General features: G+C 64.6%; 19 protein-coding genes. 11 read left to right on the top strand and 8 right to left on the bottom strand.

The genetic code is table 11. From position 1 onward, the window contains the following. Positions 1-4 precede the first annotated feature (4 nt). Both istA and INT40_RS18425 read right to left on the bottom strand, forming a co-directional pair. Complete coding sequence (gene istA, locus INT40_RS18430; protein ID WP_193096700.1) at positions 5-1,666, bottom strand: IS21 family transposase; 1,662 nt, start codon at positions 1,664-1,666, stop codon at positions 5-7. A 30-nt stretch (positions 1,667-1,696) separates the two neighbouring features. Beyond that, on the bottom strand, positions 1,697-2,467 hold the full coding sequence (locus INT40_RS18425) for a TetR/AcrR family transcriptional regulator (protein ID WP_193096689.1): 771 nt from the start codon (positions 2,465-2,467) through the stop codon (positions 1,697-1,699). Between the two features lie 61 nt (positions 2,468-2,528). On the opposite strand from INT40_RS18425, the gene INT40_RS18420 reads away from it, so the two are divergent. Genes INT40_RS18420 through INT40_RS18410 form a run of 3 tightly spaced genes read left to right on the top strand, consistent with a single transcriptional unit; the run spans position 2,529 to position 6,387 of the window. Beyond that, a complete protein-coding gene (locus INT40_RS18420; RefSeq protein WP_193096688.1) occupies positions 2,529-3,311 on the top strand; it encodes an ABC transporter ATP-binding protein in 783 nt (260 codons plus the stop codon). Beyond that, positions 3,308-4,120 (top strand): ABC transporter permease, encoded by an 813-nt coding sequence (locus INT40_RS18415; protein WP_084453057.1) that lies wholly within the window; start codon positions 3,308-3,310, stop codon positions 4,118-4,120. The genes INT40_RS18420 and INT40_RS18415 overlap by 4 nt, the downstream gene beginning before the upstream one ends. Next, positions 4,117-6,387 (top strand): ATP-binding cassette domain-containing protein, encoded by a 2,271-nt coding sequence (locus tag INT40_RS18410; RefSeq protein ID WP_193096687.1) that lies wholly within the window; start codon positions 4,117-4,119, stop codon positions 6,385-6,387. Before INT40_RS18415 ends, INT40_RS18410 begins: the two co-directional genes overlap by 4 nt. Before the next feature lie 321 nt (positions 6,388-6,708). Here INT40_RS18410 and INT40_RS18405 read toward each other — a convergent pair whose 3' ends face one another. The 3 genes from INT40_RS18405 to INT40_RS18395 are packed head-to-tail and all read right to left on the bottom strand — an operon-like array spanning position 6,709 to position 8,193. Then, positions 6,709-7,155, bottom strand: coding sequence for a protein-tyrosine phosphatase family protein (locus tag INT40_RS18405; RefSeq protein ID WP_193096686.1), 447 nt, complete (start codon positions 7,153-7,155; stop codon positions 6,709-6,711). 10 nt (positions 7,156-7,165) lie between these two features. Continuing rightward, positions 7,166-7,801 (bottom strand): transcriptional regulator, encoded by a 636-nt coding sequence (locus INT40_RS18400; RefSeq protein ID WP_068426080.1) that lies wholly within the window; start codon positions 7,799-7,801, stop codon positions 7,166-7,168. Continuing rightward, positions 7,798-8,193 carry a DNA-binding protein gene (locus tag INT40_RS18395; RefSeq protein ID WP_068426077.1) on the bottom strand — a complete coding sequence of 132 codons (396 nt, stop codon included), beginning with the start codon at positions 8,191-8,193 and terminating at the stop codon, positions 7,798-7,800. The genes INT40_RS18400 and INT40_RS18395 overlap by 4 nt, the downstream gene beginning before the upstream one ends. Positions 8,194-8,252: 59 nt before the next feature. On the opposite strand from INT40_RS18395, the gene INT40_RS18390 reads away from it, so the two are divergent. The 5 genes from INT40_RS18390 to mobF all read left to right on the top strand — a co-directional run bounded on the left by INT40_RS18390 (position 8,253) and on the right by mobF (position 15,523). After that, complete coding sequence (locus INT40_RS18390; RefSeq protein ID WP_068426148.1) at positions 8,253-9,413, top strand: PEP/pyruvate-binding domain-containing protein; 1,161 nt, start codon at positions 8,253-8,255, stop codon at positions 9,411-9,413. A gap of 64 nt (positions 9,414-9,477) precedes the next feature. After that, the gene (locus INT40_RS18385; protein WP_068426074.1) at positions 9,478-10,080 is read left to right on the top strand and encodes a histidine phosphatase family protein; all 603 of its coding nucleotides are present in this window, start codon (positions 9,478-9,480) and stop codon (positions 10,078-10,080) included. Between the two features lie 29 nt (positions 10,081-10,109). Next, positions 10,110-11,084, top strand: a complete 975-nt coding sequence (locus tag INT40_RS18380; RefSeq protein WP_068426071.1) for an ATP-binding cassette domain-containing protein — start codon at positions 10,110-10,112, stop codon at positions 11,082-11,084. After that, positions 11,081-11,884, top strand: coding sequence for an ABC transporter permease (locus INT40_RS18375; protein ID WP_193096685.1), 804 nt, complete (start codon positions 11,081-11,083; stop codon positions 11,882-11,884). The genes INT40_RS18380 and INT40_RS18375 overlap by 4 nt, the downstream gene beginning before the upstream one ends. A 165-nt stretch (positions 11,885-12,049) precedes the next feature. Then, positions 12,050-15,523, top strand: coding sequence for a MobF family relaxase (gene mobF / locus INT40_RS18370; protein ID WP_193096684.1), 3,474 nt, complete (start codon positions 12,050-12,052; stop codon positions 15,521-15,523). Positions 15,524-15,530: 7 nt separating this feature from the next. Here mobF and INT40_RS18365 read toward each other — a convergent pair whose 3' ends face one another. Further along, entirely contained in the window at positions 15,531-16,127 is a 597-nt protein-coding gene (locus INT40_RS18365) for a class I SAM-dependent methyltransferase (RefSeq protein WP_193096683.1), read from the bottom strand. Positions 16,128-16,281: 154 nt separating this feature from the next. Between INT40_RS18365 and lhgO the strand changes: the two genes are divergently transcribed. Continuing rightward, positions 16,282-17,394 carry an L-2-hydroxyglutarate oxidase gene (gene lhgO, locus INT40_RS18360; RefSeq protein ID WP_193096699.1) on the top strand — a complete coding sequence of 371 codons (1,113 nt, stop codon included), beginning with the start codon at positions 16,282-16,284 and terminating at the stop codon, positions 17,392-17,394. A gap of 97 nt (positions 17,395-17,491) precedes the next feature. Here the strand turns inward: lhgO and INT40_RS18355 are convergent, their stop codons facing one another. Beyond that, positions 17,492-18,016, bottom strand: a complete 525-nt coding sequence (locus INT40_RS18355) for a Dps family protein (RefSeq protein ID WP_101575021.1) — start codon at positions 18,014-18,016, stop codon at positions 17,492-17,494. Between the two features lie 1,030 nt (positions 18,017-19,046). Here INT40_RS18355 and INT40_RS18350 point away from each other — a divergent pair. Continuing rightward, positions 19,047-20,720 (top strand): nucleobase:cation symporter-2 family protein, encoded by a 1,674-nt coding sequence (locus INT40_RS18350; RefSeq protein WP_193096682.1) that lies wholly within the window; start codon positions 19,047-19,049, stop codon positions 20,718-20,720. A gap of 460 nt (positions 20,721-21,180) precedes the next feature. Here the strand turns inward: INT40_RS18350 and INT40_RS18345 are convergent, their stop codons facing one another. Beyond that, on the bottom strand, positions 21,181-21,687 hold the full coding sequence (locus INT40_RS18345; RefSeq protein ID WP_193073063.1) for a hypothetical protein: 507 nt from the start codon (positions 21,685-21,687) through the stop codon (positions 21,181-21,183). 72 nt (positions 21,688-21,759) lie between these two features. Between INT40_RS18345 and INT40_RS18340 the strand changes: the two genes are divergently transcribed. Next, positions 21,760-21,927: a glutamate-cysteine ligase family protein gene (locus INT40_RS18340; protein WP_101575019.1), complete on the top strand. Its 168-nt coding sequence runs from the start codon at positions 21,760-21,762 to the stop codon at positions 21,925-21,927. The last annotated feature ends 141 nt before the right edge of the window (positions 21,928-22,068 follow it).

Here is a 22,068-nt window from a genome sequence, read left to right as displayed (position 1 = left end):
GTGGTCACGGTGCAGCTCCTTCGTTCGGGTTCTCGCGACGGTTGGGCAGCAGCTGGTCGTACTTGTCCACGCTCGGCAGTGGGCGAGTGTCGGCTGGGAGGGGTGCGCGCAGCCGGCGCTCGGTCAGCGATCGCACGGCAGTGGCCTCGCCTTCGCCGTGCGCCTCTGAGCCGACATGGGCGGTTGGGTGGTCCAGGGACGCGTCATCTGCCGTGTCCTCGTGCTTGCGTGCCTCCAACGCGACCGCGTCCGCGGTCAGCGCACCGGCACGTAGCGCGGTTGCGAGCCCGGCGACGACCTGCTCGTGGGGAAGGTGGCGATGCAGCATCAGCACCTCGATCAGGGAACGGGTGCCATCGGCGTCCCCGTGGGCCTTGCATGCCGCTGCCCACCAGGCGTCGTGCACCTGGGTGAACCGTCCCGATGCCCGTGCCTGCTCCAACGCTGTTGCTCCGGGGAGCGCGCCGGGTTTGCGGAGGAGGACCTCGAGGTAGTGGTCCAGGTCGACCCGAGTCGCGCCCTTGGTCATCAGTCGCTCGTGGCGGGCGATCTCGGTCCTGCCGTCGTAGATGATCAGGTCGCTGGCATTGAGAAGCACCCGGGCTTGGCGGCCGACCAGACGCGCGGGGACGGAGTACTTGTTCATCCTGACCGTGACCTGGGCGTACCGATCCACGCGCGGGGTAAACCACCGGCCGGTCTCGAACACCTCGACAGGTAGTGGCGCGAGCAGTGGCTGCTCGGCGACGAAGTGCTCCCCGACCGTGCGGGCCCGGGACCCGATCCGACGAGTCTCGTCTGCCAGGTCCCACTCGTCGACCAAGCTGTTGAGCTCGGAGAGGGAGTCGACCTCGGGGATGGGGACGAGGTGGTTGCGGCGGAACCAACCGATCTGGCCCTCGACGCCGCCCTTCTCGTGGGCCCCCTGGATGCCGGGTTGGCAGTAGAACGCCTCGATGCCGTAGTGCGATCGGAACGCCGTCCAGCGGTCGGCCTCGACCCGCTGACGGCTGAACCCAATCACGCTCGCGACCGCGGCCTTGAGGTTGTCGTAACGGATCTTCCCGACCGGCACCCCGCCGAGGACGCGGAAGGCGTGGGCGTGGCCTTCGAAGAAGGCTTCCTGTCCCGCAGAGGCACTGATGCGGTGCACGGCCTTGCCGGAGTAGGAGAGTCGGAGGCTGAACAGCGCGCAAGTGACAAGCTCGCCCCGCAGCTGGATGGCCACATCACCGAAGTCGACCTCTGCCTCCCTGCCCGGGAGGTGTTCTTGTGGGATGAACGTGGCTGCGGGCTCTCGACCGGCCTCGATCCGGATCTCCCGGCGTCGGGTCGCGACGTAGTCCCGCACCATCCCGTATGAGACCTCGTGGGCGTCGTGCTCGTCCAGAAGCCGATCGAAGATTCGCTTGGCGGTGTGACGCTGCTTGCGCGGAGCATCCAGATCGTCCCGCAGCCAGGAATCGATCACCCCGCGGTGTGGATCGATCCTCGATCCACGCTTCGGCTGTGGCTTGCGCGGCTCCGGCCACGCCGAGGCCTGCGCGGCAGCCACTGTCCGGTACCCCACGCCGTGCTTGCGCTGCAGGGCGCGGTTGGACATCCCGGCGCGGACATCGCGCCGGATTGCGGAGTACAGGTCGACCCTGGACCTACCCGCCGGCACGGACACGCCCGTCTTGGGTCGGGCCGGAGGTCATCGGCCATTGCCGGAGGTTGGTGTGCCGAGGCATTTTGCGATGCCGTCGAGAATCAGGCCGACACCACGCCGGTAGGCACCTTCGGGGTCGTTGGCTTTGCCGGTCTGTTCTCCGAGGGTGCGTGAGACGCGCGAGGCGGTCGGGAACCGGGTCTGGTCGCCGATCGCGGTGGTCAGGGCCGGTTCGATGTTCGACCACCAGTCGGTGTCGTGGTCTTCGCCCGGCAGCCTGGAGTCTTGGGCGGCGCGTGTGGCGCGGGCGGTTCCCTGCACCAACGAGAGCAGGGCGGTGAGGGTGTGCTCCATCTCGACGTCGGTGAGCCCGATTCCGTCCAGGGCGCGCAACTCGGTCTCGTACTTCGTTGAGGCCCCTGGTCCGGGGACTGGGCGTCCGGCGGCGAGGTCGGTGATCCAGGGATGGGCTTGGCAACTCGCCCAGTTCGCTTCGGCGATCGCGGTGACGCGTTCCCGCCAGTCCGCGCCCTCGGGGATCGTGACGGCCTCGTAGGTCACGCCCGCGACGTGATCGAGCATGAGCTCGACGAGTTCGGCCCGGCCACCGATGTGTGGATACAGCGCCATCGCGGTGACCCCTGCTTCCTCGGCCAGTCGCCGGATTGTCACGGCGTCCAGGCCCTCTCTGTCGGCGAGGTCGACTGCCAGTGCGGTGACGCTTTGGGTGCTGATCCCGCTGCGTGGGCTCACCGGCGAGTCACGCCAGAGCAGTCCGATCAGCTTGAACTCGTCTACGCCTGTGCGCTTGGCCATCTCTGTCCTCCTCGAACTATACGTTGTAGAATACACTGTAGAACGCGACGAGAGGAACAGCATGGATGTCGAGATGAGCCCACCCGGTTCGATCCGGGTCGAGGCGGTACGCAAGACCTTCCCGAAGCGGGACAAACCCGCGTTGACCCGGGTCGATCTGCGCGTCGACTCCGGCCGGGTGTGCGCACTGCTGGGAGCCAATGGTGCCGGCAAAACGACCCTGGTGCGGATTCTGACGACGCTGACGGGCAAGGACTCCGGCACTGTGAGCGTCAATGGCTGGGACGTGGACCGCGATCCTGCACGGGTACGGGCATCGATCGGCGTCGTGGGGCAGTATGCCGCCCTCGACGAGGTGCTCTCAGCCAGGGAAAACCTGGAACTGTTCGCCCGGCTGATCGGGCTCTCACGTACCGCGGCCCGGTCGCGGGCAGCCACGCTCCTGGAGCAGGCGGGCCTGGGCGAGCACGGCGGGCAGAAGGTATCCGGGTTCTCCGGTGGCATGCGACGTCGCCTGGACCTCGTGACCTCGATGATCACCCGTCCCGCCGTGCTCCTCATCGATGAGCCGACCACGGGCCTCGATCCGATCGCCCGTCGCACGATCTGGAACACGGTGCGCTCGTTGGTGGACGAGGGTACTACCGTCCTGTTGACCACGCAGTACCTGGAGGAGGCCGACGAATTGGCCGATGACGTCGTGATCCTGCGCGAGGGTTCCGTGGTCGCCACCGGCGCCCCATCGGACTTGAAAACGCTCGTGGGAGAGCCACGGATGGAACTGCGCGAACCCTCCCTCGAAGACGTCTACCTGCATCTGCATCAAGGGGGCGACGCAGCATGAGCGCCACGACGATCGAGCACCACGCTCCGGCCACGGGCAGCATTCTGCGCGAGGCCGTCATCCTGACCGGCCGCGCGATGCGGCACTGGCGGGCGCGACCGGTCACGTTCAGCATCCAACTGCTGTTCCCCGTCTTGGTCATGCTGCTCATGGGCGGCCTGCTCGGCGGGGCGATCGCCGGCACCACAGGCGACTACATCGTCTTCGTCGTGCCGGGCATTCTCGCCTTCACCGTGCTATCGGGAATCGAGACGACGATCACCGCTGTCACCGGAGACGCTGCCAAGACCGTCACCGACCGGTTCCGCACACTGCCCATCTCCCGCGGTTCGGTGCTGCTGGGACGGGTCTTCGCTGACATGCTCACTGCCGCCGTGGAACTCGCGGTCGTCACCACCGCAGGACTGCTGCTCGGCTGGCGTCCCGAAGGGGGCCTCGCCGATGTTGTGCTCGCCTACGTCCTGCTGCTGTGGCTGAGGTTCGGACTGCTGTGGGTCGGCGTCTGGATCGGGTTGAAGGCAGGCACACCAGAGGCGGCCACGACCGCCCAGCTTGCGATCTGGCCGGTGGCGTTCCTCTCGACTGTGTTCGTCGATCCGCGCACGATGCCGGCCTGGCTCGGAGTCGTCGCCGAATGGAACCCCCTGTCGGCGACCGCATCCGCGGCGCGTGAACTGTTCTCGGGCACCGACCTCACCGGGGTTACCTTCGTCGCCGACCACGCTGTGCTCTTCGCCATTGGCTGGCCGCTCGCGCTGACACTGGCGTTCGTGCCCCTCGCTATTCGCGCCTACCGGAGGCTGTCATGACGACCACGACCCACGATGTGATCCGCGTGCGCGGAGCCCGCCAGAACTCACTCCAAGACATCGACGTCGACGTCCCCAAGCATCAGCTCGTTGTCGTCACCGGCGTCTCCGGCTCAGGCAAGTCCTCGCTGGTGTTCGACACTATCGCCGCCGAGTCGGCGCGCCAGCTCAACGAGACGTTCTCGGCGTTTGCCCAAGGCCGGCTGCCCAGCTACGCCCACCCCGACGTCGACCTGTTGGAAAACCTCTCGGCCGTCATCGTGGTCGACCAGCAGCGCCTCTCCGGCGGACCACGCTCCACGGTCGGGACCATCAGCGACATCGGCGCACGTCTCCGGCTGCTGTTCTCCCGCATCGGTGAGCCGGCCGCCGGCTATTCCAACGCCTACAGCTTCAACGACCCCGCGGGCATGTGCCCGAACTGCCAGGGGCTCGGCGTCGCAGCCTCGGTCGTGGAATCCGAGCTCGTCGACGACGACCGATCCCTCAACGAGGGCGCGATCACCTTCCCCAAGTTCAACCCGGGCACCTGGCTGTGGAAGGCCTACGCCAAGGCCGGGTTCTTCGACCCGGACATGAAGATCCGTGACTACACCTCCGAGGAACGCGAGCTGTTCCTCCATGCACCAGCCGGGGAACACACCCTGCCAGCTGGGATGGATGCGGTCGGCACCGCCTACGAAGGCCTCGTCACCCGATTCAACCGGATCTACCTCCAACGCGAACCCGACTCGTTCAAAGGCAAGCAGCGAGAGGCGTTCGAGCGGATCGTGTCGCGTGGCCCTTGCCCCGAATGCCACGGCTCCCGACTCGCCGCGCCCGCCCGAGCCAGTCTCATCAACGGCAAGTCGATCGCCGACCTCAACGCGATGCAGATCAGCGACCTCGCCGAGCGCGTCGCCGAGGTTGACGGTGTCGGCGTGGCACCGCTGGTCGCGAACCTGCGCGTCCACCTGGAACGGATGATGACCCTCGGTCTCGGTTACCTCAGCCTCGACCGGGCCACGTCCACCCTCTCGGGAGGTGAGGCCCAACGGATCAAGATGGTCCGCCATCTCGGCAGCGCCTTGGCCGACATGCTCTACGTGTTCGACGAACCCACCGTGGGCCTGCATCCCCGCGACGTCGCCGCGCTCGGAAAGATGCTCGAAGCTCTGCGTGACCGCGGCAATACCGTGCTCGTGGTCGAGCACGATCCGGACATCATGGCCATCGCCGACCACATCATCGACCTCGGACCCGCCGCCGGAACCTCCGGCGGCCAGATCGTCTACCAAGGCGACTACGACGGCCTCACCCAGGCCGACACCCCTACCGGGCACGGACTCCGCGAGCACCGGCGCGCGACCCGGACGCGGCGTGAACCCGACGGCTGGATCAGCATCGACGATGCCACCACCAACAACCTCCAGGACGTCTCCACCCGCGTCCCGCGCGGCGTGATGACCGCAGTGACCGGAGTCGCCGGATCGGGCAAGTCCAGCCTGATCCTCGGCAACCTCCCCGCCGTCGAGCCCGACGCGATCGTCATCGACCAACGCCCCATCCGGGGATCGCGCCGCTCCAACCCAGCCACCTACACCGGCCTGCTCAACCTGATCCGTGATGTGTTTGCCAAGACCACCGGAGCACCTGCCGGGCTGTTCACCCCCAACTCCACCGGAGGATGCCCGGCCTGTGAGGGCAACGGCATCATCTACACCGACCTCGCCTTCATGGAAGGCGTGATCACCCGCTGCGAAGTTTGCGAAGGACGACGGTTCACCCCACAAGCCCAAGAACATCACGTCGCCGGCAAGACCATCGCCGACGTGTTCGAGATGAGCGTTACCGACGCGCTGGACTACTTCACCCAGCCCGCCATCAGGCTCATCCTGTCCCGGCTCCACGACGTCGGCCTCGACTACCTCACCCTCGGACAGACCCTCACCAGCCTCTCCGGCGGCGAACGTCAGCGACTCAAACTCGCCACCGAACTCGGAACCCCCGGCCGCACGATCATCCTGGACGAGCCGACCACGGGACTGCACATCGCCGATATCTCACGGCTCATCGGGCTGCTCGACCGGCTCATCGACGCCGGATCGACGCTCATCGTGATTGAGCACAACCTCGACATCATCGCCGCCGCCGACTGGATCATCGACATCGGCCCCGAAGCCGGACACGAGGGCGGACAAGTCGTCTTCGAGGGCACACCAGACCAGATGATCACGGACGGCGGGACCCACACGGCCGAACACCTACGAGCTCACGCGAAAAACTGACACGGTAAGGCCAGCCGCACTGCCTGGCTCCGGCCTGTCCTCACCACCGATTCACCGACGTCCAAGACAGACGATCTGGAGCCGGTCCACAGCTCGAGATCAAGCGGTGTCAACTCTGGCCGACACCCTCCCAAGCCATAGCCGGGTGGTGCTGGCTCTGGGCGACAAGCGGTGTCGGATGAGACCCCCGTAGCCACTGCCCGAACTCACCGCTGAGGATCGCGGAGCCGTCACGAACGACGATGAGTTTGACACAGCTGAAGACAGTCGCTTCTCTCAGGCTGCGCATGGTGTGAGTGCTTGCAAGCAAAGGAGTAGTGATTATGTTCTCAATTGCGAGGAGACGTTGCTGATCCAGCGTCGTTGGTGCGGGGTTTCCACCGCTTGCGGATGGTAGTGCTTTCTGACCCAGTCCACGGCGTCATTGGCGGGTATCCCACTGATGGTGGCGAGCACGGCCAAGGCCGTTCCCGTTCGGCCCATGCCGCCGTCGCAGGCGATCTCGACCCGTTCGATTGCGGCTCGTTCGTACGCCTCATGAATTGCTGCGACGGCGTCAGCCGTGGAGGTTGGCAGGGAGAAATCCTGCCATAGAACCCAGCGGTGTGGCCAGCGATCGATACGCGGGGCGCGTCCGAGGAGATAGAAACCGAACTGAGGATCGAGCCCGTTGGGAAGCGACGCGAGCAGGCCACGCCCTCGCACGCGGCGGCCATCGGGGAACTCAACTACGCCGTCACCGGTTTCCCATGTCGCGATCGCGTTCATGTCGCGGTGCCTATGCTTCATGTCGTCGGTCGATGCCGAGGGTTGCGATGAGGTCTTCGTGGAGTTGGAACCAGACCCGGTGGCAGGAGTCCACGTCGGTCTTGTCGATCCAGTCAAGTTCCCCGCTCTTGGCCCTGCGTAACGCCGACTCGTACCGCGCGACGTAGCCGTCGAACCTTGCGAGAACGGCAGATAGATTCTCGATCAAAGGAGCAAGTTCTCTGCCGAGGGACGTGAGTTCTTCGAGAACCCGCCCATCCCATGCGCGATCGAAATGATCATTGGGAGCGAACCGATCCGCTTCGGTCGGCTTGATCTGCCAGTCAGTGACGGCTCGCAACAAACGAGCGTTGAGTGGGAGGAAGACGCGATAAACGGCTGCCACTACGTCGTCGGGGTCGGCACTCACGCGCTCTGCCATGAGTTGGCGCTCGTTCTCCGCTTTGCCTGAGTCTGTGAGCGACCAGCCGTCGAGATCGGCGAACGCGACGTGCTGCACCCATCCAGCATGTTCCGCGACGCTCAACAGGCGCAGCGCGTCGGCGTGACTCGTTCCTGCACGCTCGGCGACCGTCTCGCTGTCGGCGAACCCCACGAGGCGCACGGCGTGCAGCACGAGGAGTTCCGCTGCGGACTGATGGGTCATACTCGCTTGTCCTGCCTGGCACTGAGACGGTTGACGTACTGCTGGCAGGCCTGTGGGGAGCGGAACCCCATCGCCTCGGCGATCTGCGCCCACGTCAGCCCCTCGTTGCGAGCTGCGAAGAGCAGACCGACCTCCACGCCCTCGACCTCTGCGCGAGCGGCCGGGAGCAACGAGAGCACTCCCAGGAGTTCATCCGGAGTCAGCTCGGATGAGCGCCACAGTGCGTACTGCGTCAGTTCGACTGCTGAGGGCGGCGTCGGTTCAGGTCGCCACGGCCGCGGCTCCAACTGGTCTGCACCTTTGTCGAGAAGCATGCCTTGGGCGTTGCGCTCACGCTCGGCCTGCGCATGGTCGGAAGTACCGGGGCCTTCGAGGTCGTGCTTGCGTTCCATACCACCCATCCTGCTACGATCAACATAATGTTGTCAATGTTTCGTTGATTGGTGGTGTGATGCTGACGACGCTCTCTGAGGCGACCCGGACGGACGCTGGCGGGAAAGCGGCGACGCTCGGTGCGCTGCTGCGCGCGGGGCTGCCGGTACCCGATGGGTTCGTCCTGCCGAGCGGCATCCAGCAGACAGGCACCGAGGTCGAGTGCGCGTTGCGCGATGCGGTTGCTCGTGGACTGGAGCGGATGGGCGACCCGGTGGTGGCCGTGAGGTCGTCGGCGACGAACGAGGACAGTGCAGAGGCGTCGGCCGCGGGCCAGTACGAGAGCGTCATCGGTGTGCGCGGCGCAGAGGATGTGTGTCAGGCGATCGCGACCTGCTGGGCTTCGGCCCGCGCCACGCGAGTGGGCGACTACTGGGCTCGCTCGGGTGACGGGTCGCCGCAGGCTTCGGGCATGTCAGTGCTCGTGCAGCCGGTCATCGAGGCCGATGTCTCGGGGGTTATGTTCACCCCTCAGCGCGCCGGTGGGCCGACGCGGATCGAAGCGTGCTGGGGACTGGGTCTGCCAGTCGTGGGCGGTACGGTCGGCCCCGACGCCTACGAGGTCGCCCCGGACGGGATCGTCGGCTTCTCGGCGGGAAGCAAGCAGACCCGCGTCGACCTGGATCACGAGCGCGGCGGTGTCGTGACCAGTGCCGTCACTCCGGGCAAGCAATCTGCACGCACGCTCGACGATACCGCGGTCACGGCGCTGGCCGACCTGGGAGGTCGGATCGCGGCTGCGCTTGGCGGGCCACAAGACGTCGAATGGGCGGTTGCTGACGGCACTGTCTGGATTCTTCAAGCACGTCCGATCACCGCTGCGCTTCCGGCCCGCAATGTTCGTGATTTGTCCGATCAGGCCGGGGTGCTGAGCGGTACTCCCGGTTCTCACGGAACCGTCACCGCGGCGGCTCGGGTGGTGCTCGGCCCATCGGATTTCTCGACTGTCCGTGCCGGTGACATCGTGGTCTGCCCGTACACCGATCCCGCCTGGACGCCGCTGTTCACCGTCGCTGCCGGGGTCGTCACCGAGACCGGCGGCGCGCTCTCGCACGCCGCGATCATCGCCCGCGAGTACGGCATCCCTGCCGTACTCGGCATCGACGGCGCCACTACCCATATCGAGAACGGTGACCGAATCACACTCGACGGAGCAGCCGGAACTGTGACCGTTCTTTGACCCCAACCCCTACCCCCGACTGAAAGGAGAGCGGGAGCATCGTCATGATCCTCCCGACCCGCTCATGGCAACCAGGTATCTCTACATTGCCCGGCACGGTGACGCCGACGCGTTCGGCAACCTCACCGACACCGGGCGCGAACAAGCCCGCCTGCTCGGTCAGCGATTGGCGCATCTTCCTATCGACGCCGTGTACCACTCGCCTTTGCCGCGAGCTGCCGATAGCGCCCAGCAACTCAACATCTTCCTCACCGGTACTGCGCCCGTCAGCGAAGCACCCGAGTTGATCGACCACGTGCCTTACGTGCCCACGCCAGAGGAGACTCCACCGTCATGGGTGCCGTTCTTCGACGGCTACGACACCGACGAGGCCGAGGCCGGGCACAAGATCGCGCAGAGCCTCACCGCGAGGTTCGCCACCCCTCCCGAGGGCGACGACGATACGCATGAAGTGCTCATCACCCATGCCTACCCAATCGCGTGGCTCATCCGTCATGCCCTGGACGCACCCGCGGTGCGATGGCTCGGCCTCAGCAGCGCCAACGCCGCCCTGACCGTGATCGAGAACCGGCCCGCACTGCCGCCGAGCATCACCATGTTCAACGACATGAGCCACCTTCGCCCCGAACTGCAATGGACGGGTTTCCCCACAGCATTGCGCCCCTGAACGCGGCGAGAAAGACAAAGGAGATTCGAGTGAGTGACTACGTGATCGAGGCCGAGGGACTGGTGAAACGGTACGGCAAGCACACTGCGCTGGACGGCGTAGATCTGCGTGCCCGCCCTGGAACCGTGCTCGGCGTCCTCGGCCCGAACGGGGCCGGGAAAACAACCGCGATCCGCATCCTGGCGACCCTGACCGGCCTCGATGCCGGAACCGCAAGAGTCGGCGGCATGGACGTAACCCGCGACGCGGCCAAGGTGCGACGGATCATCGGCTTGACCGGCCAGTACGCGACGCTGGACGAAGAACTCACCGGTGTAGGCAACCTAATCCTGATCGGACGCCTGCTCGATCTGCGCAAACCCGAGGCCGCCCGCCGAGCAGACGCGCTATTGGAGCGTTTCGGCCTGACCGAAGCCGCGAAGAAGCCCGTAGCCACCTACTCCGGCGGAATGCGCCGACGGCTCGATCTGGCGGCAAGCCTGGTCGGTAATCCTCGCATCGTGTTCCTCGATGAACCCTCGGTCGGGCTCGATCCTGGCAAACGCGAAGAACTGTGGCGGATCATCCGCGAACTCACCACAGATGGCGTCAGCGTTCTCCTGACGACGCAGTACCTCGAAGAAGCCGACGCGCTGGCCGACGAGATCAGCGTGATCGACCACGGGCGCGTGATCGCTCATGGCACCCCACCCGAACTCAAGCAGATCGTCGGCGGGCAGGCCATCGCCACCCGCCCTAAGAATCCCGCCGACGCGGAGAAAGCCGCTGCCATCCTCGCCGCCGTCTCCGGCCACCCGGTCGAGCACGCCGCCCAACACGAGCTAATCGCGCCAGTGGACAGTGACCGGGCGATGTTCGACATCGCCCGCCGCTTCGAAGAGGAGAGCATCGAGGTTGCCGAGTTCGCGTTACGACTCCCCAGCCTCGACGAAGTGTTCTTCACCCTGACCGGCGCACCCGCCGCCAGCGGCAAGACCGACGAGGCCGAAAGGAGCCACGCATGAGCACCATCACCATCACCGACACCAGCGCCGAGCGACGCCCCGCAGGGCTACTTCGGCACAGCCTGATCCTGGCCCGCCGCAGCCTGGCCAAGTCTGCCAGGAACCCCGGAGGTCTCGTCAACGGAGTCGTCACACCGGCGATCTTCCTGTTGCTGTTCGTCTACCTTTTCGGCGGCTCGGTCGCAGGCTCCACCGACGACTATCTGCTCTACCTGTTCCCCGGAATCGTGGTCATGGGCGCAGGACTCTCCGGGATGCTCTCCAGCGGGCTGAGCATCAACATCGACATGAAGAAAGGCGTTTTCGACCGATTCCGCAGCCTGCCCATCGGACGATCAGCACCACTGCTCGGGTCGATCATGGCCGACATGGTGCGCTACGTCATCGTCATCGCGTTGCTGTTCGGTATCGGCTACCTCATGGGCTTCCGCGTCCAGACCGACGCCGGTTCAGCCCTGACAGCAGTCGCGCTCGTGCTCGCGTTCGGGTTCTGCCTGAGCTGGGTGACCGTGTTCCTCGGCGTGCTGGTCAAAGACGAGGGCGCAGTCATGGCGTTCGCGTTCATCGTCTTCATACCGCTCATGCTCGGCTCCAGTCTCGCGGCCCCCATCGACACGCTCCCCGAATGGCTCCAAGCCTGGGCGAACGTCAACCCCGTTACCCACGCAATGGACGCCGCCCGAGCACTACTGGCCGGAGCACCGACAGGCAACTCGATCATGCAGACCATCATTTGGTCGGCTGGAATCTTGATCGTATTCTGCCCCTTGGCCATCGCTGCCTACAACCGTAAACGCTGATATTCGCGCGTCACCTCACCCTGCTGCGCAGCGCCTCGCACCCCGCCGCCCCGCCAACAGCCATCCGGCCGACCGATCACGTCAGAATCGTCACCCCTCTTCAACTGCTTGATGCACGGATGCCACCGTTGGTGGGGCGTGCGCACCTCCCTCATGAGACGACTCATGAGGGAGGCCCAGATGAAAGGCGGCGTGCTCCTGTTCCGCGGCAACGGTGCCGCCGCCCGCCGCTACGTCGAGGCCGACCGCTCGCGGGCTGACGAGTACTACCTCGGCGCAGACAACGCGGTAGCCGAGTACGCCGTGCTCGACCGCGCGGGCGAGGTCACTGCCGCCCGGTCGCTGTCGGCGGACGAGTACGAGGCATGGGTGGACTGGGTCAACCCGGTCACGGGCGAGCAGATGGGCACCCCGCGCAAGCCGGGCGAGGGCAGCAAGGGGTCGCCGTTGTTCGCGGAGATGACGATCAACGCCCCCAAGTCGCTGTCGGTCGCCGCCGCCCTCTACCCCGAAGTCTCGGCGGCGCTGGACGCCGCGCAGCAGGACGCCCTGGCCGAGATTCGCCGTTGGTTGGGTCAGCACTCGGTGACGAGGGCGGGGCCGAGGGATGCGCGGGAGGTCGTGCCCATCGAGCAGATGCAGGTGGTCGGCATCTCGCATAAGACCTCGCGTGCGGGTGATCCGCACCGGCATATCCATATGCAGATCGGCACGCGCATCTGGGCGGCCGGGAAGTGGCGAGCCTTGGACACCGCTGCACTGTTCAAGCAGCAAGGCGCGATACGAGCCCTCGGCACGGCGGTGATCGCCGCACACCCGCAGCTCGCCCAGACGCTCGCGGAGCACGGCCTGACCCTCGACCCCGTATCGGGTGAGGTGACGGAGTTGCAGCCGTTCAACGGCGTCATGTCGAAGCGGTCAGCACAGATCAAGAAGAACCTTGACCGACTCGAAGCCGAATGGGAAGCCGCGCATCCCGGCGAAGAACTCGGCCCGGTGATGACGGCCAGGTTGCAGGGCATCGCGTGGGCGCACCAGAGGCCCGGCAAGAAGCCCGCCGACCTGAAGAACGAGCAGTGGTGGCGGCAGGAACTCACCGATGCCGGCTACGACCCCGAGCACCTTGAACGCAGGGCCGTGCAACCCTCGGCATCGCTGGATGACCTCGCCGTGCAGGAGGTCGCCAGTCGTGCGCTTGACCGTTGCGCCGCCAGTGCATCGGCGTGGACGCGACACACCGTGCAGGAGCACGTCACCCGCATCACCACCGAGGCGGGCGTGCAGGCGGCACCGGCACAGTTGCGAGAGTTCATCGCGGTTGCGACCGATCTTGCGACCGACGATTGCTTCTCGATCCTGCCACCAGGCTCGGCGATGCCGGAGCATGTCGCTCACCTGACGAGCGTGGGCGTGGTCGCCGCCGAGACCGCGCTACGCGACCAACTCACCGCCAGCACCCCAGAGCAAGAGCCGCAACCCGCTGACGTGACCGAAGCCGCGCACGCGGCGGGGTTGGATGCCGGGCAGACGGCAGCGGCGGCTGCCGTCGCCTCGACCGATCCGCTCGTGATCGTCGAGGGAGCAGCAGGCAGCGGGAAGACCACCATGCTCCGCACCGCCATTGAGGTCGCCGCCGAACAGGGCAGGGCCTCGTGGGTGGTTGCGCCGACGAAACGGGCGGCACAGATCGCCCACGACGAACTCGAAGTGCCCGCGACCTCGGTTGCGGCGCTGGTGTACGCGCACGGGTGGCGATGGAACGACGATGGCGTTTGGACTCGCCTGAACCCCGGCGACACTGACCCGATGACCGGCGGCGTCTACACCGGCCCGCCGCGAGAGGCCCGCCTGTCGCGGGGTGAGCGGGTGGTTGTGGACGAGGCTGGGATGCTCGACCAAGACACCGCCCATGCGCTGCTGACCGTCACTGCCGAGGCCGGTGCGACGGTCGCGCTGGTCGGCGACCGGGCGCAGTTGCCCGCAGTCGGCAGGGGCGGCGTGCTCGACATGGCCGCGCAGATCAGGGGCCGCACCTACGACATGAGCGAACTCCACAGGTTCACCGATCCCGAGTACGCGGCCCTCACCTTGGCGATGCGCGACCGGGCGAACCCTGGCGAGGTGTTCGACCGGCTCGCCGCCATGAACCTCGTGACCCTGCATGCCGACAATGAGCAGGCTCACGAGCACATCACCGAGACCGCCCGCCAGGGTGAGGCGATCACGGTGGCGACCAACGACGAGGCCGCCGCCCTGAACGAGCGCATCCGCGCCGGGAGGGTCGAGGCGGGCGAGGTCAACGACACCGTGACGGCTACCGGCAGCGACGGGCTGAGCATCGGAGCCGGTGACCTCATCCAGACGCGCAAGAACGACAGCGAGGTGGGGGTGGCGAACCGGCAGCAGTGGATCGTCCAGCACGTCGAGAACGACGGCACCGTCTATGCCCGTGAGGTCGGCAGCGGGCGCAAGAACCCCCGCACCGTCGAACTCCCGGCGGAGTATGTGGGAGAGCACGCGCACCTGTCCTACGCCGCGACTGCCTACGGCGTCCAAGGCGCAACCGTGGGCGGCTCTCACACGACGCTCAGCGAGGCGACGAGCGCGGCAGGCGTCTACGTCGGCATGACCCGAGGCCGCGAGACGAACCGGCTCCACGTTGTGGCCGAGGACATCGCGGATGCGCGGGCGCAGTTCATCGAAGCGATGGAACGCGACCCGGCAGACCGGGGCCTCGACCACGCCACCGCCCAAGCCGCCGAAGCCGTGCGCGGCCTCATCGCAGACGGCCCCGTGCAACTGGTCACCGAAGAACTCGCCCGCCTCGACCACGAGACCGAGCGTGCAGAACGGGCGGCGGAACGGTGGGAGCAGATCGCCGCGAGGTTCGACGCCCAACGCGCTACCCACCAGGCCGAGGACGACGAGAGCGCCGCTGTGCTCTGCAAGGCCGAGGACGCCGCCGAGCAGGTGCGTGCCGAGGTCACCGGGCCGCTAACCGTGCAGGCGAAGACTGATGGTGCCAACTACCTCGATGCCGTCGCAGACGAGGCCACCGCCAGTGGTCGCCTCGCCACGGTGGGCAGGTTCGGCAAGCGCAAGGCCCGCACCGAGCACCAGGCCGCGACCGAACGCACCCAGACGCTGCGCGGCCACGTCAGCGGCGAGTGGGGCACCACACCGGCGAACCCTGATCGTCTCCCCGAGTGGGCGGGCAAGGTCGCTGCGAACCGCGCCGAGAGTGACCCCCGCGTGACCGACGCCGTGGAGACTGTCGAAGCCGTCACCGCTGACCGGGATGCGATGCGGAAGCGGCACCGGCAGGAGCGCACGGCGTTGCTCGTCAGCGAGTACGGGGCCGAGCACGCCCAGGCCGCGCGGTACGGGATGCGCCGCACCACCAACCCCGAGCGTCAAGCGCACGACGCCAAGAACCGGGCCGCGCTGCTGCGCTCAGAGGCCGATGAACTCCGCGCCCTCCCCATCAACGACGCCGCTCGTCTGATCGAGGCTAAGCACGCCGAACAAGAGCAAGCGCGGGAACGTACGGCACAGCGCGAACCGCAACTCCACGACCCGTTCCAGCGCGCCCCCCGCCGCACCGACCCGACCCGACCCGGGCCAGCACGCGGCCTCTGAACAGAGGTCAGAGCGGCTTGCGCCAGATCAGCGCGTACCGCCACAGCAGCAGTTGCTTCCACTGCACCCCCGGCAGCACTCGCTCAGCCGTTCGCCGGACGGTCACGTAATCATGCGGTGGCGGCCAGACCGTCGGTGCCGTGTGCTCCCAGAACTCGTACTTCCGCGCCATCCACCGATGCTGCACCGCCCCGGCCAGGTGCAGCAGCATGTCCTTGGGGCGGCTCGTCCGTGCCACTCCAACCACTGCGAGCACACCACCAGGCGAGGTCAGGTCAGCCAGCCGCGATAGCGCCGCATCCAAGTCAGGCAGGTGATGCAGCGTCGCGACAGAAGCAACGACATCGAATGTCCGGTCGAACTCGTATGTCATCGCGTCGCCACGCACCCAGGTGACCTCGTCACTATGCTGTCGTGCCTCTTCCAGCCCCGCCGAATCGAGGTCGATGCCCGTCACCTCTGGCACTGCCCCTCGCAGTTCTACCGAGAGCAGCCCGTTGCCGCACCCCACATCCAGCGCAGACCGGGCACCGGCGGGCACAGCGTCGAGAATCAGCCAGTGATAGTGGATGTTGTGGTTCCACCGCCTCGCTGAACTCTCCATCCCTCCACGCTACGATGTCCGGCTGACAGCCACCCCGCACGACCCGCACGATCACCGTTTCGCGAGCACGACCGACACGATAGACTAGGAAACGCACAAAACCGCAGATCAGGATGCAACTACTTTTGCGCCCCTACAGCGTGCCGACGTCACTCTGTATGAGAAGGAGAACCATCCCGCTGCGCACCAGACTGGCCACAATTCTGGAGTCGTTCATGCCGGTCTTTATTACGAGCCCGGAAGTCTCAAGGCTCGGCTCTGCCGGCGAGGTGTCTCTCTGCTGCGCGACTTCGCCCATGAACACAACGTCGCCTTCGAAGAATGCGGAAAGGTCGTCGTCGCGACCAATGACGTCGAAGTAAAGCGCCTGGGCGGAATCCACGATCGGGCGCGGGCGAACGGAGTCCCTGACGTTGAACTGCTCAATCGATACGGTCTGGCCCAGGTAGAACCGAACGCTCAAGGTGTGGCAGCGCTGCACTCACCTCACACGGGCATCATCGACTACCGAGGTTTGACCGAGGCTCTCGTCGCCGACTTCCGTAAAAGCGGTGGCCGAGTTCGGTTCTCCACGGCAGTGAAGAAAGTCGAGCAGCGAAATGGTGTCGCGGACAATACCGCGATCGTCCATGCGAACGTCGACTCACAGGAGTATGACCAGGTCATCGCTTGTGCTGGACTGCAAGCGGACCGACTGGCCGCACGTTCGGGCGAGGACAGGAATCCGTCCGTGGTGCCATTCTTCGGCCAGTACTTCATCCTCGAGCCGCGTTTCAATGATGTCGTCAACGGCCTCATCTACCCGGTCCCCGACCCGAAGTACCCATTCCTCGGCGTTCACGTGACCCGCCGCATCGACGGCGGTCTGATGATCGGGCCCAACGCTTTTCTCTCATTTTCCAGAGAAGGCTACAAGGGACTCGGCCTCAATGTGCCCGACTCCCTCGCAGTAGCGACGGATCCGGGTTTCTGGAGATTCGCTGCCGGCAACATGGCCACGGCCGCCCGCGAGATCGCAGGTGTGCTTTCGATTGAGAAGTTCGTCGCCGAGGCGGCCCGCTACGTTCCAGCACTCGACGGAGCCGACGGTCACCGAGCCACCCGTGGAATTCGAGCTCAGGCGATGAACCGGGACGGAACCCTGGTCGATGACTTCGTCATTGATCGTGCGGGAGCCACCATGTTCGTCCGGAATGCACCCTCGCCCGGGGCCACCACGGCGCTGGCGATTGCCGAACATCTCATCGACACTGCTGCTCTTTCCTGACGCGGTTGTCGGGAGAGAGTGGTGCCCGAACATTGAGACGCCCCACCTGCTGGGTGAGCAGATGGGGCTGAGAGCCTAGCCAGTTCAAACTACCGGCCTATTGTGGTGTACGAGTCTCTGCACTGATGAACCATGCTTGCTGCTCGAGTTGCGCCATGTACTCGTGGAAGAGGTCCGCTGTCGTCGGGTCGGTCGAGTCGACCTCATCGTGACAATTTCTCATCGTTGCGACCGTCGTCTCAACGGTCTTAACCATGTGGTCGATGGCGTCATGAGTGGTGATCTCACCCTCGGGGAATTGGGGCAGACGCGTCTGCTCGGCTACGACAGCCGGCCGACCGTCAGGCGAAGCGTGGAGAGCACGCATTCTCTCGGCCATGGTGTCGCTCCCGGCACGGGCGATGCTCACCACCTCGTCGAGATTGAGATGGAGATCGCGGAAGTTCGGGCCGACGATATTCCAGTGCGCTTGTTTGGCGGTAAGGCTCAGGGCGATGAAATCGACCAGCACACTCTGCAGATTCTTTGTCAGATCAGCGGGAGCGACGAAACCCTGTTCAGCGTTTTCTCTCTGCGTCTTCTCTGATCCGTGGGGTTCGGGAACATTGACTGTTTTTGCCATGAACTTGCTCCAATCTCTCCGGATCCCGGAGTAGATGACCACCATAACGCTCTAAGTGGACATCCGTAAGCCCTCCTAGACCACCCCTGAACCCCCTGGACGGATCAGGGGTGAAAGGAGCGACCATTAAGTAGGAGGGCAGGTTGCTCTCGCTTTCCGCGACATGTCAGGAGGCGGCAGATGCAGTCAGGAATCTGGGACCACCGCGGGCGACGGGCAGAGACATTTTCGAAACCCCTTCGTCACATCGGATAAAGACTTTCTGCACGAACATTGCCGCGGTACGGTGTGCTCGTTTTCCGAACGAAGCGGCGTTTCGACGTCGACTCACCGTGTTCAGGGGGCCGTTCACAGTTGTGCGTATGCGCACATAATGGGAGGTACCCAGTGAAGGACAAGATGAGACTCACAAGCCTGATACTCGGCGGCTGCATGCTGGACAGAACAAAGAAGTTGGGGTTAGCGCTGACAATTGCTTCTCCCGTAGCTGGGTCAACGGCGGTGAGCAACCGTGACAAGCTGGCTGGCGGTCTCAGAGGGCCTGCGGATTCGTCTCCTGAACTCAACAGCCTCCAAGAGAAGATCACTGGCCGCCTGACTCCGGCAGAAATATAGCCAAAGCGATGGCGGCTGAAGTTGTTGACCAGTTGAGCAGCAAGCTCCAGGGTCACACTGACAAGATGAAGTCGACCCTCGACGACGCGGCAGAAGACTTGGATCCCGGTTCGGAAGAACCCGAGGAGGCCGACGGGGGAAAGCGCCGATGCATGCTTGTACCGATGTTATGTGGGTGACGCACCTCACGTGCGCATCCTGCTGCCCCGAAATAGACACCGGGAAAAGCGAATTCAAGATGTGCGCAAGATCACGAAGCGGAGTTGCTGCTCTTACCAGTTTCACCTAGCATTTTACTATAAGGAAATATACTTCCACATTGTGGAAGTATTGAAACCGATCCAACGCCTGCAGGCGACCATCCGGGCACGAGGCTCGAGGTTCTACCTCAGGAAAATACTCAACGGAGAGATAAATGTCGGTATCACAGCAATCACCCCAGAATCGAGGCGCACAGGAGCGCCAGCCGGACACGACCCGCCCAGAGGACGAGAAACTCCCAGTCGGCACCTCGTTCGCATACGGCCTTCAGCACATTTTGACCATGTACGGCGGCATCATCGCCGTCCCCCTCATCATCGGCAGGGCCGCCGGCCTCGACGGCAGCGGAATCAGCGTGCTCATCGCATCATGTCTCTTTATGGGCGGACTGGCCACCATCCTGCAGTCATTGGGCGTCCCCTTCTTCGGCTCGAAGCTGCCGCTGGTCCAAGGCGTGTCCTTCGCCGGCGTCGCCACCATGACGTCGATCCTCGCCGGAGGTGATGGACTCCCGGAAGTCTTCGGTGCCGTCCTCGTCTCCTCGGTCATCGGCCTCCTCGTCGCACCAGCCTTCGCCCTCATCGTGAAATTCTTCCCACCAGTCGTCACGGGTACGGTCATCACGACGATCGGACTGTCCCTCATGCCGGTCGCCGCCGGATGGGCGATGGGCGGAAACGCCGATGCAGCCGACTATGGCAGTGTCCGCAATATCCTTATTGCCGTCGGCACCCTCGCCATCGTCCTCGTCCTCAGCCGAATCCCAGTGGCAGCGATCTCCCGTCTTTCGATCCTCTTGGCGATCGTCCTGGGAACAATCATCTGTGCCATCTTCGGCTGGGTGGACTTCTCGAACGTCCTCGACAACGGCTTCTTCGCGTTCCCACAGCCCTTCGCCTTCGGTCTGCCCACCTTCTCTGTGCCAGCGATCGTCTCGATGTTCATCGTCACCATCGTCATCTTCGCAGAGACCACCGCAGACATCATTGCCGTAGGCGAGATCGTCGACTCCAAGGTCGATTCCAAGCGGATCGCCTCCGGCCTGCGCGCGGACATGCTCTCATCGGCAGTGTCACCGATCTTCAACTCCTTCACCCAGTCAGCCTTCGCCCAGAACGTCGGGCTCGTAGCGATCACCGGAGTCAAATCCCGGTACGTCGTCACCGCCGGTGGCGCCATCCTCGTCGCACTTGGGCTGCTGCCCGTCATGGGTGGAGTCGTCGCCGCGATTCCCTCCCCTGTTCTCGGCGGTGCGGGCATCGTCCTCTTCGGCACCGTCGCAGCCTCGGGCATCCGCACCCTGTCCAAGGTCGAATATGAGGGCAACCTCAACATGATCCTCGTCGCAGTGGCCCTGGCATTCGGCATCATCCCGATCGTCGAACCAGACTTCTACAATGACTTCCCATCATGGGTCGGCATTATCCTCCACTCGGGAATCTCCTCGGCCACACTCATGGCTGTGCTGCTCAACCTGGTCTTCAATCACATCGGTGTCAAGGGCAAGGACCGCACCGATCGCTCGGTGTTCGTCGCGGGCACCGGTCGAGTCATCCGCAAGGACGAGCTTGAGCGCCTTATCAACCATGAAGCGCTTCTTGCCGAGGGCGACACCGTTAAGGACGGGAAGATCGTCGACTGCAACGGTGAGGAGGTCCCCGTCGTCACAGAGCATCAGCACGAGAAGGTCGTGGAGGCGATCAGCAACGGAGACGCGCAAACCCATGAAGACGTCCAACGTGTGATCCGCGAGACCGAGGTCGAGACCGAGGCTAAGGCCGGGGCTGAGGCTGACACCGGATCGCTGACCCGGAAACACATGGATTGAGCCGCTGGCAGAGGGTACATACTCCCGCTTCACCGGCAGCTCTCAGCTCTGACAGACGCTTCGTTGTCATTCGCGCTGGCCCGGCAGTTCTCTGAAGCACGGAGGAATTCCCGGGTATGTCCGCTGAGTATGGGCCAGGCTGCGCCTGGCCCATACTGTGTCAGAGAATGTGGCTTTCCCAACATATCCGTGGGTCAACCACCGCCCAGGCGGGCGGGGTTGTGACCTCCGAGGTTGAGTCAGCGCCAACGGGATCAATGCCTCCGGCGCCGGGAACCCGAGACGCCACCCGAGTCAGCAATCGGACCTTCGTATTCAATGACTTGATCCGACCATTCAATACCCCGTTCCAGGTCGCAGCGAGAATCCAACCCTTGCGCCATGCCCCTCAAGTTACACGCGGGTTGGTGACCGAGCTCGGGTGCGAGTCAATAATCTCGCTGCGGCATTCGGGTCTTCTTCAGTCTTCCCACTCTGTGCAGGCCATCGTTCCGTTCAACACCGCGGTTCCCACCTTGGTCTCGTCGAATGACACGCTTTTGTCTCCATAGTCGATGCCATTCGGTCCGTTCGTCTTGTACGGCCGACCGTGCCCGGTCTTGACCATCACGAACTTCGTCTTTTCGGCTTTGACCAGTGGGAGCTCATCGTTCGTCTTGCCGATTATGTGGTCGATATTGCCCGGACTCCCGGAGCAGTACACATCTGTCGGTTCAATAGTGACTTCGTCAGAATCGGTGCTCAGCGTCAGTTTCGACTTTTTTGGATCTTTTGAGGTCTCGGAGTCCGACGATGACTCGGCCGGGCTCTCTGTCTGTTCTGTCTCCGAAGTCGCGGACTCCTCTGTCGGGACCGGACTCTGAGTCTGTGAGGCCTCGGCTTCGGAGGTGGACTGATCGGTGTCGTCGTTCGAGGAGCCGGCGCATCCGCTCAGGGCGAGGAGGCCGATGACTGCAATGGTAGACATAGATTTCAAATGCATACTTTATAGTGTCGATCTACGGTTGCAGGGCGATGACTAAATGCGGGTCCAGTCGACGTGGCGTTGAGCACACCTCACGGTCCTTTGCCACTGAGAACGGTACTTGCGCTCAACGGTCTTCGCAGATGGATTTTCGTACTGACGGCTCTGAGCGCCAATTCACCTGTATGGCACGGCTCCGACAGCGGTTTCGCAGGCTGGCGCTCGATACAGTATCGCCGATGAATTGTCTGCGGCCTTCCTCCCCACTTTCAGAACGCCGGCGATCAATTGGCATCCCGCGATACGTAGTCTGCTGAGCCCAAAGAAGTCTAGGGCGTGTCTCCTTTATTGACGATTCCAGGACTGACACGGTGGGTTGGTGAC

This window comes from Brevibacterium sp. FME17, from assembly GCF_014897515.1.
Classification (GTDB): Bacteria; Actinomycetota; Actinomycetes; order Actinomycetales; family Brevibacteriaceae; genus Brevibacterium.
This window is presented reverse-complemented; position numbering and strand designations above follow the sequence as displayed.

Excerpts from the sequence above, each read along its gene's own strand:
- INT40_RS18405 (WP_193096686.1), bottom strand. The coding sequence starts at position 7,155 with ATGAACGCGATCGCGACATGGGAAACCGGTGACGGCGTAGTTGAGTTC.
- INT40_RS18415 (WP_084453057.1), top strand. The coding sequence starts at position 3,308 with ATGAGCGCCACGACGATCGAGCACCACGCTCCGGCCACGGGCAGCATT.
- INT40_RS18420 (WP_193096688.1), top strand. The coding sequence starts at position 2,529 with ATGGATGTCGAGATGAGCCCACCCGGTTCGATCCGGGTCGAGGCGGTA.
- INT40_RS18350 (WP_193096682.1), top strand. The coding sequence starts at position 19,047 with ATGTCGGTATCACAGCAATCACCCCAGAATCGAGGCGCACAGGAGCGC.
- INT40_RS18390 (WP_068426148.1), top strand. The coding sequence starts at position 8,253 with ATGCTGACGACGCTCTCTGAGGCGACCCGGACGGACGCTGGCGGGAAA.
- mobF (WP_193096684.1), top strand. The coding sequence starts at position 12,050 with ATGAGGGAGGCCCAGATGAAAGGCGGCGTGCTCCTGTTCCGCGGCAAC.
- INT40_RS18385 (WP_068426074.1), top strand. The coding sequence starts at position 9,478 with ATGGCAACCAGGTATCTCTACATTGCCCGGCACGGTGACGCCGACGCG.
- INT40_RS18375 (WP_193096685.1), top strand. The coding sequence starts at position 11,081 with ATGAGCACCATCACCATCACCGACACCAGCGCCGAGCGACGCCCCGCA.
- INT40_RS18355 (WP_101575021.1), bottom strand. The coding sequence starts at position 18,016 with ATGGCAAAAACAGTCAATGTTCCCGAACCCCACGGATCAGAGAAGACG.
- INT40_RS18410 (WP_193096687.1), top strand. The coding sequence starts at position 4,117 with ATGACGACCACGACCCACGATGTGATCCGCGTGCGCGGAGCCCGCCAG.
- INT40_RS18365 (WP_193096683.1), bottom strand. The coding sequence starts at position 16,127 with ATGGAGAGTTCAGCGAGGCGGTGGAACCACAACATCCACTATCACTGG.
- INT40_RS18345 (WP_193073063.1), bottom strand. The coding sequence starts at position 21,687 with ATGTCTACCATTGCAGTCATCGGCCTCCTCGCCCTGAGCGGATGCGCC.
- INT40_RS18425 (WP_193096689.1), bottom strand. The coding sequence starts at position 2,467 with ATGGCCAAGCGCACAGGCGTAGACGAGTTCAAGCTGATCGGACTGCTC.
- INT40_RS18395 (WP_068426077.1), bottom strand. The coding sequence starts at position 8,193 with ATGGAACGCAAGCACGACCTCGAAGGCCCCGGTACTTCCGACCATGCG.
- INT40_RS18400 (WP_068426080.1), bottom strand. The coding sequence starts at position 7,801 with ATGACCCATCAGTCCGCAGCGGAACTCCTCGTGCTGCACGCCGTGCGC.